We start from the raw sequence: 16,578 nt of genomic DNA, 5'->3' as shown, positions 1-16,578 counted from the left end.
ATTTATAAATAAAGCCCTCAAAGAGAGAGCTTTTTAAAAACTCTAGAAGAATTAGTTGAATCTTTTAAAAATTAAGCATTTTGAGCTATACCATGATTAGTGTAATAGGCTCTAACTATATTAAATAAAATCAATTGACCAATAACCAAGATACAACCCATGATTCCAATTGCTTCAAAGCTAATATATTGAACTAAAGTACCCGCTAAAATTGGTCCTAAGGCTGCACCGAACATTAACATTGCAGGAGTTCCAGCAACAGCTCGTCCTGTTGGTTCAAGTCTAGCGAGTAAACCAAAAGCATAGGTATGAGTAAATAAAATAGTGAAAACCATACATGAGCCCGCAAGCGTATAAAGAAAGTAGTTATGGCTGTGGGTAAGAACTAATGAAAATATGGCTTGAAAGATAGGACCAATACAAATAACAGTGAGTGGATTAAAATACTTTTGAGTGAAAGCCGCGATCGGTGCTGGAAAAATTGAAACAATACCGTAAATAATCAATGTCAGTGCGACAGAACTTTCTCCAAAACCCCGTGCAATTCCAATACGTTCATAAAAGCTGACATTCATAGAGTTTGTCATGGCTAATAGAGATATTCCAAAAATACAGCACCAAATATATTTTGAAAATTTAGGACGATGGTACGATTCAAATTGAATATTGTCCTGTTTTTTATTGACTTGGGGATAGAATAACAAAGCAATAAACGCGGCAACTGCCATAATTGAGGCAAGAATCAAAAATAGTGTAGAACCACCAAAATTTCTAATTAAATTTAAAGAACCGGCTAAAAATAAAATAGCGAAAATGCCAAGTGCTAATCCAGAAAATCCAAATATTCTATGAGGATTTATACTTCTTCCCATGGTGCCATGAGTAAAGCTCAAGGCAAGACCAGCAGAAAACCCACCTACCAGATGTAATATTGCTAATACTGAGAAATGAGTATTTTTAGAGGCTAAGTAGAAAGCAAAACAAGCAGAAAGGAACCCAATAAAAACGGGCCATTTAGGATTGAAACGGTTAAAAATAGGCGCAAATATTAAACTTGCCAGCATTGCTCCTAATAAGAACAGCGTAACTAGACCACCAGCTTGTTGAAAACCAAAATGATAATTCGCGATGAGTGTGCCTATCCAGATAGGTAAGGCAACCAAGTCAACCATGCCTGCACAGTGGGAGGTCATGAGCGCAAGCATTCCTCGCTTACTTTCGATTTTATACATAATCCTTATTCCTTTAAATAATCCCTTTAAAGATGAGATTTTTTCTTAATTCATCTTTTTATGAGTGAACAAAAAACACTCTGAATAAAAGATAAAATAGAATTAGTTGATGTGTCAACAATAATTGTTGACACATCAACTAACTTTGTATTTTAATAATTCCAGATGAATTAGAAACCTTTGAGTTTTTAGTTTGAAGTTTCTCAAATGGAGTTGAATGCATGAACATTCTTGGCTTAGAAAGTCTGGTTTTTGGAGTATTAGACTTAGATGCGTGTCACCAGTACTTACTTGATTATGGTTTAAATCTTGTTGAAAAAAATGAACGTGGTGGAACTTACGAAGCTTTAGATGGCGGTACTGTTATTTTTAAATTAGATACAGATCCATCGTTGCCAAAGGCGAATGCTCCAGCACCAAATATTCGTGAAACAGTGTACGGCGTTGCTGATCAAAATGAATTAGACCTTATTGCAGCAGAACTTTCTAAAGATAGAGAAGTGAGTGTTGACGATGAAGGAACAATCCATTCTTTTGATGATAGTGGATTTGCAATCGCATTCCGTATTACACGTAAACGTAAAATAGTTGCCCCCTATGTAGGGATAAATGTACCGGGCCAAGAACCTGGAAGAGCCATTAATGAATGTGGCGTATTGCTTGAAGGTCATAATAAAACACCACGCTCTCTTTCCCATGTTGTTTATTTCGTTCCAGATCATAAAAAGGCTGAAGCTTTTTATGCTGATCGACTTGGTTTTATTACGACTGACCGTTTTATCAATATTGGACCTTTTATGCGTCCAGCCGGCTTAAATGAACACCATTCTTTATTCCTAATCCAAAGTTTTAATCCACATATGGTTGGGTTAAATCATTTTACTTTCCATTTCGGCTCAGGTTACGAGGTTTTAAGAAATGGTTGGGAATTTGCTCAGAAGGGATATAAGAGCTTCTGGGGACCGGGGCGTCATATTATGGGAAGTAATTTCTTTTGGTATTTTAATAGCCCATTTGGTGGAACGATGGAGTTTGATGCAGATATGGATTTGCATGATGACAATTGGACACCACGTGCAATGCCAATGGGAAGTGATACTTCACAAGTGTTCTTATTTGATCAACGTAAAAAATGGTCACCAGGGGAATAATGTTAAATAAAAAAATTTTTATAGCAAAAATTTCGGAACTTAGTCAGAGCAGTGCAAAAGGAATTTCATTAGACGGAGTAAATGATCAACTTTTTTTGGTCATGACAGAAACAGAAGTAGCGGTATGGGTAAATGACTGTCCACATAACCATCGTCCACTGGAATATCAAAAGGATAAGTTTTTATCGGCTGATGGGAAACATATTGTTTGTTATGCACATTCTGCACATTTTGACAAAATTTCTGGAGAGTGTTTTGCAGGCCCATGTAAAGGGAAAAAGTTAAGAAAGATTCAGCATCATGAAGTGAATGGTGAGATTTATGTTGAATCGAAAAGTTTAATCAATCTTAAGGATTAAGAGGTTTTTATGTTTGTTTATTTTCCAAAAAACTATGTTTGGAGTATGTCCACCGTTATTGCTGCAACACATGGTGGAAGTATCGGTGAAATTGATGAGTTTTGCCGTCCATTATTAGAAAAGTCTTCTGATGATGCAGATGTCGGAACTGTCGAATTTCTTCATGCGTGGATTGGCGGTGCAGATAAGCTGGTTAAGATGGCTGAACAAGATCTTGAGAAAAACAGAGAATTGTCTGCCGCAAAAAAATATTATCGTGCTGCCTTATATTATTTAATTGCAGAGCGTATGCAAGAACAAGGTCATCCTGAACGTTTAAAAGTATATAAACGTTATTTAGAGTTAGCTGAGTTATACCGAAAATATAAAAAAGATGATGTTAAGCGAGTAGAAATTCCTTATCAAAATAGCCATCTAAGCGCGATTTATGCAAAAGGAAAAACTACGGATGAAAAGCAGGCCATTGTTGTGATGATGAATGGGCTTGATTCTACTAAAGAATTAATGTCTTACAGCCCCTTAGCTGATGAACTCGTAGAGCGCGGGATATCAGTACTTATGGTTGATCAACCGGGTACAGGAGAGGCGATTCGCTTACAAGATTTGCGTGCTGTCTATAACTCTGAAATATGGGCTACTCCAATTGTCGACTGGTTATGTGAACAACCAGAAATTGATCAAAATCGCATTGCCGCTTTTGGTATTTCTTTAGGTGGATATTATTGCCCTCGAGCTGTTGCTTTTGAACCACGCTTTTGTTGTGCAGCAATTTGGGGTGCAAATCATGATTGGCGAGCAGTTCAACAAGCTCGTCTAAAACGTGAAGGCGAGAACCCAGTTCCTCATTATTGGAAACATGTGGAATGGGTATTTGGGGCTAAAGACCAGAAAGAATTTTTTGAGATAGCAGAGAATATGCACCTCAATGGAGTTCTTGACCGTATTAAAGTGCCTTTCTTAGTAACTCATGGTGAGAAGGATCGCCAGATTCCATTGAAATATGCTTATGAAACTTATGATCAACTAGTTAACTCACCAGATAAAGAGTTATTAGTAATTGATGATGAGATGGGAGGCGTTGAACACAGTTCAATTGATAATCCATTAAATGCCGGTGCGTATATTGCGGATTGGTTGGCAGAACATTTAGGCGGTAGAACCTCAAAGTAAATTGGAGAAACAATATGACAGGGATCGTAGATATTGCCATTATCGGTGGTGGCATAGGTGGCATGTGTGCAGCCATCCAACTTAAAAAGCTTGGAAAAAACGTATCTTTAGTTGAAATTAAAGATACGCTCAAGCCCATAGGTGCTGGTATTACCTTAAGTGCGGCAACACTCCGTGCACTTAAAGAAATTGGGGTAGTACAAGAGTTATTTAAAGTATCTGGCCAGTTTTCACAATTCGATATGTACACTTCAGATGGACATAAGATTGCTGAAGCACCGATTAAGCCAGCAGTTGGTGCAGAAGATTTAGCTGCAAATAGTATTGGCGTGATGCGTACCAAATTTGCCGAAGTACTAGAAAATAAATTACGTGAGCTAGGCGTTAACGTTATTTTAGGTACAACTGTCGATAAGTTGGAAAATAACAAAGATTCCGTCAAGGTCCTATTTACCAATGGGCAGGAGCAACAATTTGATTTAGTGATCGGAGCTGATGGCATACATTCAAAAATACGGCATCTGGTCTTTCCTGAATTACCTGAAAGTACCTTTACCCACCAAGGGGCATGGCGAATTGTTGTACCAAAATATTTTAATAACTTTTCAATGCTGATTGGTAAAACGCTTAAAGCTTCTTTTAGTCCTATTAGTGATTCGCAAAGTTATATGTGCGTATTAGACCGTCATGAAAGTGATGATTTTATTGAACAGCATCTATGGCCTGAAAAGTTATCTGGTTTATTAGCTGAATTTGGTAGCGTTGTTCAGGAAGTAAAAGCTGATATCGATCAAGGAAAAATTAAAGCAGAAGATATTCTTTATCGTCCATTACACACTTTACTGGTCGAAGAATCTTGGCATAAAGGTCGTGTTGTTCTATTGGGTGACGCCGTGCATTCCACAACTCCGCATCTGGCCTCAGGAGCGGGTCTCGCAATTGAAGGTGCTATTCTTTTAAGTGAAGAGTTAGCAAAAGATCAACCCTTAGAAGACGCTTTAAATCTATATCAGCAGCGTCATTTTGATCGAGCAAAAATGGTTATTAGTGTCTCGACTCGTCTAGGTGAAATTGAGATGAGTAATGGCTCACCTGTTGAGCATCGAGAGCTGGCAACAAAAGCATTTGAAGCATTAACACAGCCGCTTAAGGCGTAAAACTTAAAACTGGCCCGAAGCAGTGCAAGATCTTTGGGCTTACTTTTTGAAAGAATAGAGGTTAAACATGAAGTTTGCCACATTAAAAAATGGAACTCGTGACGGTCAATTGGTCTTTGTAAGTCGTGATTTAAGATTCGCTCGACCTATTCCAGAATTTGCACCAACCATGTTGCAACTATTGGAGCAATGGGATGAGTTAGAAAGTAAGTTATATGAAGCTTATGAATTATTTAATGATAATCCTGATAAAAATGGATTTGTATTTGATACACAAAAAACTTTAGCGCCGTTACCGCGCTGTTTTCAGTTTGTCGATGGCTCTGCTTTTTTAAATCATGGCCGAATTATGAAAGAAGCCTACAAAATTAAAAATGAAGAACCAGAAGGAATTCCGATTTTAATACAACGCCAAAGTGATGACTTCCGCTCAGGCGTAGATGATTATGCTTTTCCCTCGACAAGAGATCTGTGCGATTTTGAAGCAGAATTCGCTGTTGCTGTTTCAGATATTCCAATGGGAAGCTCAAAAGATACAATTAAATCTAGCATCAAGTTAGTCATGATTTTAAATGACGTTAGCATGCGAGGTATTTTAAATCGTGAAATAAAAATGGGGTTTGGTTTTATTCAGGCAAAAACCGCCACGATTTTTGCCCCAGTCGCCGTTACACCTGATGAGCTTGGAAAAGCTTGGGAAAATGAGAAAATTGCCTTAAATATTGAAGTCAAACGCAATGATCAGTGGTTTGGGGCACCAAATGGAAAGGAGATGAATTATTCCTTTAGCGATCTTATTTCTCACCTAATTTATAACCGTAACATTAAGGCCGGCACCATTATTGGGTCAGGCACTGTATCAAATAAAGATGCAAAACATACTGGTTCTGCTTGTCTTGCCGAAAAAATTGCTTTGGAAATGATTGAACATGGTGCAGCCAAAAGTGAATTCATTCAATATGGTGAAACCGTCGAAATTAATGTCTTTGATAAAAGTAAGAAATCAATATTTGGACCTATTAAAACAAAGTTTATTCCTTGTTAATGATGACTAGCTTAAATTTTAAAGAGTATCCATCAAAAACAATGGTTGCTTAGTTAATAAAAAAGCTTTATAGAATAACTACCTACAAAGCTTTTTTATATTTTACATTTGATCAACTTTGTTACGCAGTTTTTTTAATAAATTGAATAACTGGTCTTTCTCAGACTCTTCCAGTTCTTCAAGAAGTTGCTTTTCTCTTTCAATTGCAAAATCTGATGCGACTTCATAAAGCTCTTGACCAGCTTGGGTTAAATTAATGACATATATTCGTTTATCTTCAGCATGTCCATTAACTTCAATATACTTTTTTTCCTCAAGCTTTTTAATTGTGCGACTAACGGCTGCCTTGTCTAGGCCCAAAATATCACTAATTTTTTGTACAGAACAATCGGAAGTACCAGATAAAACTGAAATGATCCGCCATTCTGTCATCCCGATACCAAATTTTTGTGTGTACGCGGTACTTGATTTCAACATAAGCTTGTTTGCCAACATGTTGATTTGTGCTGTTGCATGACGGTCAATCTTAATTTTTTGCATTCGATGATCGTAGTAATTAGAGGAGAGAATGAAATTATACAGAATCAATAAATTAAGGATATATTTAACTTTGTAGAAAAATATATCCTTAATATTTATCTTGTTTTTAATCTTTATAAGATAGCAACAGCACGCACAAAACCTGCGGAAGCATGTTTAATTTTATAAGGAAAACACGATACTAAAAATCCATAGTCAGGCAAGCTTTCTAGATTTGCCAATTTCTCCATTTGCCCGTAACCAATATCTCGACCAGCTTTATGTCCTTCCCAAATAATAGAAGCATCTTTTGTTTCGGCAAATCTCTCTTTTGTATATTTAAAGGGAGCATCCCAACTCCAAGCATCTGTACCTACTACTCGAATGCCTTGCTCTAACATCCATAAGGTCGCTTCACGACCAATACCGCAGCCTTTACCTAAATATTCAGGTTGTCCAAAATAAGCCCCAGCTGAGGTATTAATAAGTACAATATCTAAAGGACTAAGTGTATATCCAATTCTGCTTAATTCTTCTTGCACTTCAGATGCTGATACTACATGCCCATCTGGTTTATTACGAAAATCAAGTTTTACACCTGGTCGAAAACACCAATCTAAAGGTAGCTCATCTATTCCATAAGCAGGTTTTCCGCCATCAGTTGTAGAGCTGTAATGCCAAGGTGCATCCATGTGTGTTCCACTATGCGTGGTAATAATTAAACGCTCTGCAGCCCACGCTTCTTCTCCGGGTAAATCCTTTAACTCTAAACCTGGAAACATAGCCTCCATTTCAGGCCAACCTTCTTGATGATCCATATATTCAATTTTCGGGAGCAAAGGAGGAGGGTCCGTATATGGGTTATTCTCTAAAGTAACGGAGAGATCAATATATTTTCGATCTTTAAGAAAATTTTCCATAATTTTGTACCTTTGAAAAAATATTAATTCTTTTAAAATTTGATTGCTGCACTTAGCCAGAAAGTTTGACCTTCAGCTTTATTTTCAGAATCCACATCTTTAATCCAGCTCGCGCTGACTAGTGGACCTTTTCCATTCATAAATTGATATTGGATAGCGGGACCAATAGAAAATGATTTCGTTTTTGAATCTTTAATTTCTTGCCCCTCTAACTCGTCATTTTCAAGTTGAGTGTAATAATATCCAGTCGCCCCGAAGCGCCAGTTATTGCTGTGGTAAGCAAGTAAGTAATCAATGGTCAGTTCATTACCCGTCTTGTAATTAGAATCTGAATTTTTCCAGTTGAAATTAACCATCGGACTTATGGCTGCTTCAAGTCCATTTTCAAACTTATATTTAAGAGCTACGCGTGGTGCGATCGAAAAATAGTTGCCTGCAACATTCACATCATGACTTTTACTATAAGTACCGATGGGTAAAACAAAACCTAAACCAGCAACCATTTGCCATTGTTTCTGTTGTCCTTTATTCCATTGAAGAATTAATGGCTCAAATAAAACATCAGAGAGCCCATCATCATTAAGTTTGACATTTCCATATGGCGTGTGTATTTGATTATTTAAATCAACATAAGTTCCGATAATCTCAGATATCGTAATATCTGATCCTAAAATCTTCTTATCCCATGTGGTTGTAAGTCTTAAAGTTTGTGCAGCCACTTTAAGGTCTTGATCATATTTTTTATTACCATTCTGATCATTAAATTGATCCGCCGTAGAATAACTAGAAATAATTTGAAGATAATTTCCAGTAATTGGAGGAAATTCAGCAATAAAAAATTGGGTGGTGCCGCCAGGCAGAGTAGGGTTACCATTTGGCGCTGCTAAAGTTTTTCCTGATGCTATAAGCAATGAAAGGCTAGCTATCGCAAGTAATTGAGGGTATTTAAAATGAATATACATTGTTTATTCCTTGTTCAATCCAAACAGTCCGATGTTTGGAGATAATCCTGTCATCTAGCTTTTTTAGAGCAATAAAGTTCCTTATCCATCTTTTAGGAAGATGAAAATAAAAATTAATTAATTTAACAACTTAAGTTTTATTTTTCTAAATGTTTACCGATCATGAGCATCTCCTATGCGTTTAAAATTCATCCGATAACCCATTAAATACCAACATTGTTGATATGTCAACAATATGAATATTCTTGAGTTTAATAGCTCCTATAAAAATCCTTACTCAGTAAAGAAAAAATGAGTAACATGAAACCTTAGAAGATTTATCATGCTTATTGATTATATGGAGTAGAGACAAAAGGAGAGAATATGAGGTCATTTCGCTTATCTATGTTCAAAAAGACTTAACGCTGGTTGAAAAGCTTCGTAAGATTTACTTTTTACATGCCGACTTAGATGGACTTTACCATTTGCCATTTAAAGCGCCATTTTTGAGATTGCTAAAACACATCCGAAGGCTTATCAACTTGTAATTGATTACGGCCGTAGTAACAATGCAGAGTAGAAATTGGCTGATTAATGAAATCTATAATTTGCTTTTAACGACTAACGAAAATGCCTCAAAATAAGATGCACGCATGTTTTTAGTTTTAATGTTTAAAAGGCTATCTATAATAAGAAATCTATATAGCAGCCAGTAGTAGTCGCAAAATAAAGCTCGTAAAGATGATGTGCAATTCACTAGGGTAAATATAAAAGTGTAATTACAACTTGCAGGAAGTTGTCTAAAGAATTACTCTGGCTAAAATTAGAAATAGGGTTAAGCCAATTTAAGTCTTTAAGTTTGCCGCGGCTTAGTCAGTTGCTCAAGCAATAGATGCAGTTGAATAAGCTTTTAATAATTCAGTGTAGTGAAGCATAAACGGCCGTAGTAACAATGCAGAGTAGCCAGAGCCTTATATATGGTAGTTTTTCAAATCTTCTATTTAACTTATGTTCACCTAAAATCGAGTTCATAAAGTATTAATTAAATAGTTATAATTAATTCAATAATTAAGGTCAGGTTTTTTTTAAATATAAAAAATTGAATTCATGAACTAATGGAATAGCATCATTTTTTCTATAGTTAGTAAATTTCTTAGAAATTGATATCTAAGGAAATATTTTTTATGAACTAATAATTTAAAAATTAATTGAATTTTATAGACCACTATTGGGGGATTAATTTTAAGTAATCAAACTTGAACAGTTTGAAATTGAAAAATTGTTATTCATTAAATAAAAAATGAGTAATATTAAGACTTAGGGTATTTATCGTGTATAGCGGCTATGAAGAAGAACTCAAAACTTGATCAAGATAAGCTCTTTATTAAATTGTTATTTAAGTCTACCTCTGAAGTGACTGAAGATGAGATTGAGTACTATCGTAAGTACCCTGATCAGATCGATCAAGTCACAGCACCCCTAAACATTCATAAAATATTCTTGTGGGCTGGTGCTTTATTGGGCGTTATCGTGGTGGCCATAGCTAAATTTCTTAAATTTTCCGGTACTTTAGATTTTTTGTCTGAGGGCATGCTGGAGTTTGTTATAGATATTATTTATGAAACGGGCATTGCCTTAATTGGAGCCGCCGCTACAGCCTTTATGCTGGGTGTCTTATTGAATAAGCAACAAGAAAATGCCACAAAATGGCGTGAAGAAATTCGTAGAAGAGTAAAAGAGAGTGAAGAATAACTTTATAACTCAGCGTTTTACTTATCCATTAAAATTTTTATGGTGAAAGTGCTTTTTGAGCCATGATTGCTATAGTGAATAGAACCTTTAAGCGCAACCACAATCGCATGTACAACAGCTAGGCCTAAGCCAGTACCACCAAACTCTTTATTTCTTGATTCTTCTAGTCTAAAAAAGGGTTTAAACAAATCATCTTGGAACTCAGTTGCAATGCCGGGGCCTTCATCTTCAATTTTTAATATCCAGTTGTCTGCAACCACTTCTGAAGAGATTTTAAGTTTTCCTGCATTTGAATAACGAATTGAGTTATCAATTAACGCAATTAAAACTTGCTCAATACGGCGGCGGTCACAAAATACAGGAGTTGTGGTTAAATTAAGTTCTGGCTTTAAGTTTGCTTGCTCTAAGCGGTCTTCAAAGGCCTTGAGCACTTTTTCAATCACAGACTTAAAGTCTAATAACTCATAATTTAATCTTAATTGTTGATTCTCAACTAAACTTATCGTTCGTAAGTCTTCTACTAAGTGAGATAAACCTTCAACTTGATTTAAGAGACTTTTAAATAGAATTTCATCAGGCTTAAAAACGCCGTCAATTATGCCTTGCAGGCGGCCTTGTAAAATTGTGATTGGAGTTCTTAATTCATGCGCTATGGCAGCATTCCAAACCTGTGCATTTTCCACAGAAACTTCTAATTTTTGAGCCATGTCATTAAAATTATGTAAAAGCTCGGACATTTCAGCCGAGTGAATTCTGTTGTCATAAGCTCTAGCAGAGAGATCGCCCTGACTAATTTTTTTGGCTGCTTCGGCTAAAAAATTAATGGGTAGAATAAAACGTTTTGCAAGGTGCATGCCGATCACGAGTGAAATAAGACAGCCACACAAGATGACAGTAGATAACCAAAGCCAATCTACAAAATGAAAATTTGTCCAATCCTCTTGTATGGAATCTAGAGTCAGCCAACCTTTTTCAATGGCATAGTTATAAATTAGGTACCCCAGCAACATAGAAAACAGGGTAACGCTTAAATTAACAATACTGAAAGCAATAAAAAGCTGCTTACTGATACCTAACTTACTTTTCATAAAATATTTCCTAGCCATATTTTTAATATTATTTAGACATCATCTTTTACAGCTAGTGGATTATCCAGTCGATATCCTACGCCACGCACATTAACTAACATGTGGAGTATTCCTTGTTCTTCTAGTTTTTTTCTAAGCTTGCTCACATGGCTATCTACAGTTCGTTCTAGAGCGTCGCTATCATTCATGCAATGATTCATAAGTTCACCACGGGTAAAAACTTTGTGAGGCTGATCAATCATGAAGGAAATAATTTTATATTCAGTCAGGGTGAGATTAAGCAATATTTTCTTGTTTTGAGCATGCAGATAAACACTATGCGTATCTGTATCAATTTCAATATCTTTGTAGACCTTATTTTTATTAAATGGCTTATTTGTTAACTGAGTCCTTCTTAAGACCGCCTGAACTCTAGCGATGACTTCATTTGGGTTAAATGGTTTTACAACAAAGTCATCTGCACCAACTCTTAATGCCATGACCTTATCAATATCTTGATCTAGCGCCGTTAGCATAATCACGGGCGTTTGAGCTTTTTGACGTATTTTATTTAACACTTCCCAGCCATTGAGCTCGGGTAATTTAATATCAAGTAAAATCAAATCAATGGGTTGGCTAGAGTGCAATTCAATGGCTTGCTTTCCATTCATAGCACGAATAACAACCATTCCTTCACGTTTCAAATAATTTTCAATAATGTCACCAATATCATAATCATCCTCTACAACAAGGATAACTTTGTCGTGACAATCAAAAGAAAAAGAACGATCAAACATAGAAAATGGACTATATAAAGTGCTTCAACTCATCATACGCTAAATTATCTGTATTTCTCCACAGTTACTCCACACTTTAGTGACGATCGCTACACACTCATCAAAAATAATGTCAGCATCGAAAACTCACTTGGTTTGGACAGTATGCAAAAGCATCTTTTACTTCCTTTATTTTTATCTATTGGGCTGATATTACAGGGGTGTGGTTCACAAGAAACAGCTCAAGCTGAGCCAGCACCAGCGAAAGTAAGTGTATTAAGCATTCAATCGCAATCAGTTAATTTTAGTGAAAATCTCCCTGCACGTGTGCATGCATTCCGTACTGCTGAAATACGCCCACAAGTTGGCGGAATTATTGAAAAAGTTTTATTTAAACAAGGTAGTGAAGTTCGGGCAGGGCAAGCTTTATATAAAATTAATTCAGAAACTTTTGAAGCAGACGTAAATAGCAATAGAGCTTCACTAAATAAAGCTGAAGCAGAAGTTGCGAGACTCAAAGTTCAGTTAGACCGCTATGAGCAGCTCTTACCAAGTAATGCAATTAGTAAGCAAGAAGTGAGTAATGCTCAAGCTCAATATCGTCAGGCACTCGCTGATGTCGCGCAAATGAAAGCTTTGCTGACTAGACAAAATTTGAATCTCCAATATGCAACTGTTCGAGCGCCTATCTCAGGTCGTATTGGGCAATCTTTTGTCACTGAAGGGGCATTAGTTGGTCAAGGTGATGCTAATACCATGGCCACAATTCAACAGATTGATAAAGTTTACGTCGATGTAAAGCAATCAATTAGTGAATATGAGCGTCTACAAGCGGCTTTAAAAACTGGAGAGTTATCTGCAAACAGTGAAAAAACTGTGCGTATTTCTAATAGCCATGGACAGCAATATAACGTCACAGCAAAAATGTTGTTTGAAGATATTAACGTTGACCCTGAAACAGGCGATGTGACTTTCCGTATTGAAGTAAATAATACCGAGAGAAAATTACTTCCGGGTATGTATGTTCGAGTCAATATTGACCGAGCTTCTATTCCACAAGCCTTATTAGTTCCAGCTCAAGCGATTCAGCGCAATATCAATGGTGAGCCTCAGGTCTATGTGATCAATGCAAAAGGCTCGGCTGAAATTCGTCCTATTGAAATTGGACAGCAATATGAACAGTACTATATCGCCAACAAAGGCTTAAAAGTCGGTGACAAAGTCGTTGTTGAAGGTATGGAGCGTATCCAGCCAAATCAAAAACTCGCAATGACGACGTGGAAAAAGCCTGCATCAGAAAATAGTGCTTCAAATGTAGAAACAAAACCGTCTACAAATCAAGGAGCTCAGCCATGATGTCTCAATTTTTTATTCGACGTCCTGTTTTTGCATGGGTCATCGCAATTTTTATCATATTGTTTGGGTTACTTAGTATTCCAAAATTGCCGATTGCTCGTTTCCCTAGCGTAGCGCCTCCTCAAGTGAACATTGCTGCGACTTATCCGGGAGCAACGGCAAAGACCATTAACGATAGTGTTGTCACCTTGATTGAGCGAGAGTTATCGGGTGTAAAAAATCTACTTTACTATAGTGCGACAACCGATACGTCGGGCACAGCAGAAATTTCTGCAACCTTTAAACCGGGCACAGATGTCGAAATGGCTCAAGTCGATGTTCAGAATAAAATCAAGGCTGTTGAAGCACGTTTACCACAGATTGTGCGGCAGCAAGGTTTACAGGTTGAGGCATCATCTTCAGGCTTCTTGATGCTGGTGGGCATTAACTCTCCTAATGGCCAATATTCAGAAGTCGACTTAAGTGATTATCTGGTTCGAAATGTAGTAGAAGAGCTAAAGCGTGTAGAAGGCGTTGGTAAAGTCCAATCTTTTGGTGCAGAGAAAGCCCTACGCATTTGGGTCGATCCAAATAAATTGGTTTCCTATGGTTTATCAATTAGTGATGTAAACAATGCAATTCGTGAAAATAATATTGAAATTGCACCGGGGCGCCTAGGCGATTTACCTGCAAATAAAGGTCAATTGATTACGGTTCCATTGTCAGCGCAAGGTCAGCTATCAAGTGTTGAGCAATTTAGGAATATCAGCTTAAAAAGCAAAACGAACGGAAGTGTAATTCGTCTGTCCGATGTCGCAAATGTTGAAATTGGATCACAAGCCTACAACTTTGCTATTTTAGAAAATGGTAAACCGGCTACTGCTGCCGCAATCCAGTTAAGCCCTGGTGCGAATGCCGTAAAAACCGCAGAAGGTGTTAGAGCAAAAATTGAAGAATTAAAGTTGAATTTACCAGAAGGCATGGAGTTTAGTATTCCTTACGACACCGCGCCGTTTGTCAAAATTTCAATTGAAAAAGTAATTCATACATTACTTGAAGCGATGGTTTTGGTTTTCATTGTGATGTATTTATTTTTGCACAATGTACGCTATACGCTTATTCCAGCGATTGTTGCACCGATTGCTTTGCTCGGTACTTTTACCGTGATGCTGCTTGCTGGCTTTTCGATTAACGTACTCACCATGTTCGGTATGGTGCTCGCCATCGGGATTATTGTCGACGATGCGATTGTCGTCGTTGAAAACGTCGAAAGGATTATGGCGACTGAAGGATTAAATCCGAAAGAAGCGACATCTAAGGCAATGAAAGAGATTACCAGCCCGATTATTGGTATTACACTGGTATTGTCCGCTGTATTTTTACCAATGGCTTTTGCGAGTGGTTCGGTCGGGATCATTTATAAACAATTTACGCTGACCATGTCCGTGTCTATTTTATTCTCGGCTTTATTGGCGCTCATTTTAACACCTGCACTTTGTGCAACGATTTTAAAACCAATTGATGGTCATCATCAGAAGAAGGGCTTCTTTGCATGGTTTGACCGTAGCTTTGATAAAGTCACGAAAAAGTATGAATTGATGCTACTTAAGGTCATTAAACATACTGTGCCAATGATGATGATTTTTGTGGTGATCACAGGTGTTACTTTTGCTGGAATGAAATATTGGCCAACAGCATTTATGCCAGAGGAGGATCAAGGCTGGTTTATGACCTCTTTCCAATTACCATCGGATGCAACGGCAGAACGTACTCGAAATGTAGTGAATGAATTTGAAAATTCGCTTAAAGACAAACCCGATGTCAAAAGTAATACGACGATTATGGGATGGGGCTTTAGCGGTGCAGGACAAAACGTAGGTGTTGCTTTCACGACTTTAAAAGATTTCAACGAGCGAACTTCTTCGGCAACTGAAATGACAAATGCAGTCAATGCATCAATGGCGAACAGTTCGGAAGGTGAAACAATGGCGGTACTTCCACCTGCTATTGATGAACTGGGTACATTCTCAGGCTTTAGTTTACGTTTACAAGATCGTGCGAACTTAGGTATGCCTGCACTATTGGCTGCCCAAGACCAACTTATGCAGATGGCTGCCAAGAACAAAAAGTTCTATATGGTGTGGAATGAAGGTTTACCACAAGGTGACAATATTTCTTTAAAAATTGACCGTGAAAAGCTTAATACCCTTGGTGTTAAATTCTCAGACGTTTCAGACATCATTTCAACCTCAATGGGTTCAATGTATATCAATGACTTCCCTAATCAGGGCCGTATGCAACAAGTGATTGTACAAGTTGAAGCTAAATCACGTATGCAACTCAAAGATATCTTGAACTTGAAAGTGATGGGTTCGAGTGGTCAATTGGTTTCTTTGTCTGAAGTGGTAACGCCTCAATGGAATAAAGCACCGCAACAATATAATCGTTACAACGGACGACCATCTTTAAGTATTGCCGGCATTCCTAGCTTCGATACATCTTCGGGTGTGGCAATGCGTGAAATGGAACAGTTGATTGCTAAGTTGCCTAAAGGCATTGGCTATGAATGGACAGGCATTTCCCTACAAGAAAAGCAGTCTGAATCTCAAATGACCTTTTTACTTGGTTTATCAATGTTAGTAGTCTTTCTTGTATTGGCTGCACTCTATGAAAGCTGGGCGATTCCACTTTCTGTGATGTTGGTTGTACCACTTGGTATTTTCGGGGCAATCATTGCCATTATGTCGAGAGGTCTAATGAATGACGTCTTCTTCAAAATTGGGCTCATTACGATTATTGGCCTATCCGCAAAGAACGCCATCTTGATTGTTGAGTTTGCAAAGATGCTGAAAGAGGAAGGAATGAGTTTGATTGAAGCCACAGTTGCGGCAGCCAAACTTCGTTTACGACCAATCTTGATGACTTCTCTTGCTTTTACCTGTGGTGTAATTCCTCTTGTGATTGCAACAGGTGCGAGTTCTGAGACTCAACATGCATTAGGTACCGGGGTATTTGGTGGCATGATTTCAGCAACTATTCTGGCTATTTTCTTTGTTCCCGTGTTCTTTATCTTCATTTTGGGCGCCGTGGAAAAGCTAACTTCTAAGAAAAAAATCTCATCTTAAGTTAAATGCATCAGGGGAAATACTCAATT

The 16,578-nt window shown here is 37.3% G+C and carries 14 protein-coding genes and 1 pseudogene; 9 read left to right on the top strand and 6 right to left on the bottom strand.

Annotated elements, in window-relative coordinates; all coding sequences use genetic code 11:
- Positions 1-71 precede the first annotated feature (71 nt).
- Positions 72-1,232, bottom strand: coding sequence for an MFS transporter (locus MSG66_RS03295; protein ID WP_324652239.1), 1,161 nt, complete (start codon positions 1,230-1,232; stop codon positions 72-74).
- 221 nt (positions 1,233-1,453) lie between these two features.
- Here MSG66_RS03295 and MSG66_RS03290 point away from each other — a divergent pair, with 221 nt between their 5' ends.
- The 5 genes from MSG66_RS03290 to MSG66_RS03270 all read left to right on the top strand — a co-directional run bounded on the left by MSG66_RS03290 (position 1,454) and on the right by MSG66_RS03270 (position 6,114).
- A complete protein-coding gene (locus MSG66_RS03290) occupies positions 1,454-2,383 on the top strand; it encodes a VOC family protein (RefSeq protein ID WP_324652237.1) in 930 nt (309 codons plus the stop codon).
- Positions 2,383-2,742 (top strand): Rieske (2Fe-2S) protein, encoded by a 360-nt coding sequence (locus tag MSG66_RS03285; RefSeq protein WP_324652235.1) that lies wholly within the window; start codon positions 2,383-2,385, stop codon positions 2,740-2,742. The genes MSG66_RS03290 and MSG66_RS03285 overlap by 1 nt, the downstream gene beginning before the upstream one ends.
- Positions 2,743-2,751: 9 nt before the next feature.
- Positions 2,752-3,912: an alpha/beta hydrolase family protein gene (locus MSG66_RS03280; protein WP_324652233.1), complete on the top strand. Its 1,161-nt coding sequence runs from the start codon at positions 2,752-2,754 to the stop codon at positions 3,910-3,912.
- A 14-nt stretch (positions 3,913-3,926) separates the two neighbouring features.
- Entirely contained in the window at positions 3,927-5,069 is a 1,143-nt protein-coding gene (locus tag MSG66_RS03275; RefSeq protein ID WP_324652231.1) for an FAD-dependent oxidoreductase, read from the top strand.
- 67 nt (positions 5,070-5,136) lie between these two features.
- A complete protein-coding gene (locus MSG66_RS03270; protein WP_324652229.1) occupies positions 5,137-6,114 on the top strand; it encodes a fumarylacetoacetate hydrolase family protein in 978 nt (325 codons plus the stop codon).
- Between the two features lie 102 nt (positions 6,115-6,216).
- On the opposite strand, the gene MSG66_RS03265 is transcribed toward MSG66_RS03270, so the two are convergent.
- From MSG66_RS03265 to MSG66_RS03255, 3 genes are all read right to left on the bottom strand, one after another.
- Entirely contained in the window at positions 6,217-6,654 is a 438-nt protein-coding gene (locus tag MSG66_RS03265; protein ID WP_202742045.1) for a MarR family winged helix-turn-helix transcriptional regulator, read from the bottom strand.
- 113 nt (positions 6,655-6,767) lie between these two features.
- Positions 6,768-7,553 carry a cyclase family protein gene (locus MSG66_RS03260; protein WP_324652226.1) on the bottom strand — a complete coding sequence of 262 codons (786 nt, stop codon included), beginning with the start codon at positions 7,551-7,553 and terminating at the stop codon, positions 6,768-6,770.
- Between the two features lie 32 nt (positions 7,554-7,585).
- The gene (locus tag MSG66_RS03255) at positions 7,586-8,515 is read right to left on the bottom strand and encodes a SphA family protein (protein ID WP_324652224.1); all 930 of its coding nucleotides are present in this window, start codon (positions 8,513-8,515) and stop codon (positions 7,586-7,588) included.
- Positions 8,516-8,880: 365 nt separating this feature from the next.
- On the opposite strand from MSG66_RS03255, the pseudogene MSG66_RS03250 reads away from it, so the two are divergent.
- Both MSG66_RS03250 and MSG66_RS03245 read left to right on the top strand, forming a co-directional pair.
- A pseudogene (locus MSG66_RS03250) lies at positions 8,881-9,135 on the top strand (TetR family transcriptional regulator); the annotation flags it as partial.
- Between the two features lie 703 nt (positions 9,136-9,838).
- Positions 9,839-10,246, top strand: coding sequence for a hypothetical protein (locus MSG66_RS03245; protein WP_324652222.1), 408 nt, complete (start codon positions 9,839-9,841; stop codon positions 10,244-10,246).
- Between the two features lie 17 nt (positions 10,247-10,263).
- On the opposite strand, the gene adeS is transcribed toward MSG66_RS03245, so the two are convergent.
- Positions 10,264-11,334 (bottom strand): two-component sensor histidine kinase AdeS, encoded by a 1,071-nt coding sequence (gene adeS, locus MSG66_RS03240; RefSeq protein WP_324652220.1) that lies wholly within the window; start codon positions 11,332-11,334, stop codon positions 10,264-10,266.
- A 32-nt stretch (positions 11,335-11,366) separates the two neighbouring features.
- Complete coding sequence (gene adeR / locus MSG66_RS03235; RefSeq protein ID WP_111853942.1) at positions 11,367-12,110, bottom strand: efflux system response regulator transcription factor AdeR; 744 nt, start codon at positions 12,108-12,110, stop codon at positions 11,367-11,369.
- 144 nt (positions 12,111-12,254) lie between these two features.
- Here adeR and MSG66_RS03230 point away from each other — a divergent pair, with 144 nt between their 5' ends.
- Positions 12,255-13,445 (top strand): AdeA/AdeI family multidrug efflux RND transporter periplasmic adaptor subunit, encoded by a 1,191-nt coding sequence (locus MSG66_RS03230; RefSeq protein ID WP_324652217.1) that lies wholly within the window; start codon positions 12,255-12,257, stop codon positions 13,443-13,445.
- A complete protein-coding gene (adeB, locus tag MSG66_RS03225; RefSeq protein WP_324652215.1) occupies positions 13,442-16,549 on the top strand; it encodes a multidrug efflux RND transporter permease subunit AdeB in 3,108 nt (1,035 codons plus the stop codon). The genes MSG66_RS03230 and adeB overlap by 4 nt, the downstream gene beginning before the upstream one ends.
- Positions 16,550-16,578 lie beyond the last annotated feature (29 nt).

The sequence above is a fragment of the Acinetobacter sp. IK31 genome (genome assembly GCF_035615195.1).
Taxonomy (GTDB): Bacteria; Pseudomonadota; Gammaproteobacteria; order Pseudomonadales; family Moraxellaceae; genus Acinetobacter; species Acinetobacter calcoaceticus_C.
This window is presented reverse-complemented; position numbering and strand designations above follow the sequence as displayed.

Coding starts and splice junctions, on each gene's coding strand:
- MSG66_RS03245 (WP_324652222.1), top strand. CDS start 9,839: ATGAAGAAGAACTCAAAACTTGATCAAGATAAGCTCTTTATTAAATTG.
- adeB (WP_324652215.1), top strand. CDS start 13,442: ATGATGTCTCAATTTTTTATTCGACGTCCTGTTTTTGCATGGGTCATC.
- MSG66_RS03270 (WP_324652229.1), top strand. CDS start 5,137: ATGAAGTTTGCCACATTAAAAAATGGAACTCGTGACGGTCAATTGGTC.
- MSG66_RS03280 (WP_324652233.1), top strand. CDS start 2,752: ATGTTTGTTTATTTTCCAAAAAACTATGTTTGGAGTATGTCCACCGTT.
- MSG66_RS03260 (WP_324652226.1), bottom strand. CDS start 7,553: ATGGAAAATTTTCTTAAAGATCGAAAATATATTGATCTCTCCGTTACT.
- adeR (WP_111853942.1), bottom strand. CDS start 12,110: ATGTTTGATCGTTCTTTTTCTTTTGATTGTCACGACAAAGTTATCCTT.
- MSG66_RS03285 (WP_324652235.1), top strand. CDS start 2,383: ATGTTAAATAAAAAAATTTTTATAGCAAAAATTTCGGAACTTAGTCAG.
- MSG66_RS03265 (WP_202742045.1), bottom strand. CDS start 6,654: ATGCAAAAAATTAAGATTGACCGTCATGCAACAGCACAAATCAACATG.
- adeS (WP_324652220.1), bottom strand. CDS start 11,334: ATGAAAAGTAAGTTAGGTATCAGTAAGCAGCTTTTTATTGCTTTCAGT.
- MSG66_RS03230 (WP_324652217.1), top strand. CDS start 12,255: ATGCAAAAGCATCTTTTACTTCCTTTATTTTTATCTATTGGGCTGATA.
- MSG66_RS03255 (WP_324652224.1), bottom strand. CDS start 8,515: ATGTATATTCATTTTAAATACCCTCAATTACTTGCGATAGCTAGCCTT.
- MSG66_RS03275 (WP_324652231.1), top strand. CDS start 3,927: ATGACAGGGATCGTAGATATTGCCATTATCGGTGGTGGCATAGGTGGC.
- MSG66_RS03290 (WP_324652237.1), top strand. CDS start 1,454: ATGAACATTCTTGGCTTAGAAAGTCTGGTTTTTGGAGTATTAGACTTA.
- MSG66_RS03295 (WP_324652239.1), bottom strand. CDS start 1,232: ATGTATAAAATCGAAAGTAAGCGAGGAATGCTTGCGCTCATGACCTCC.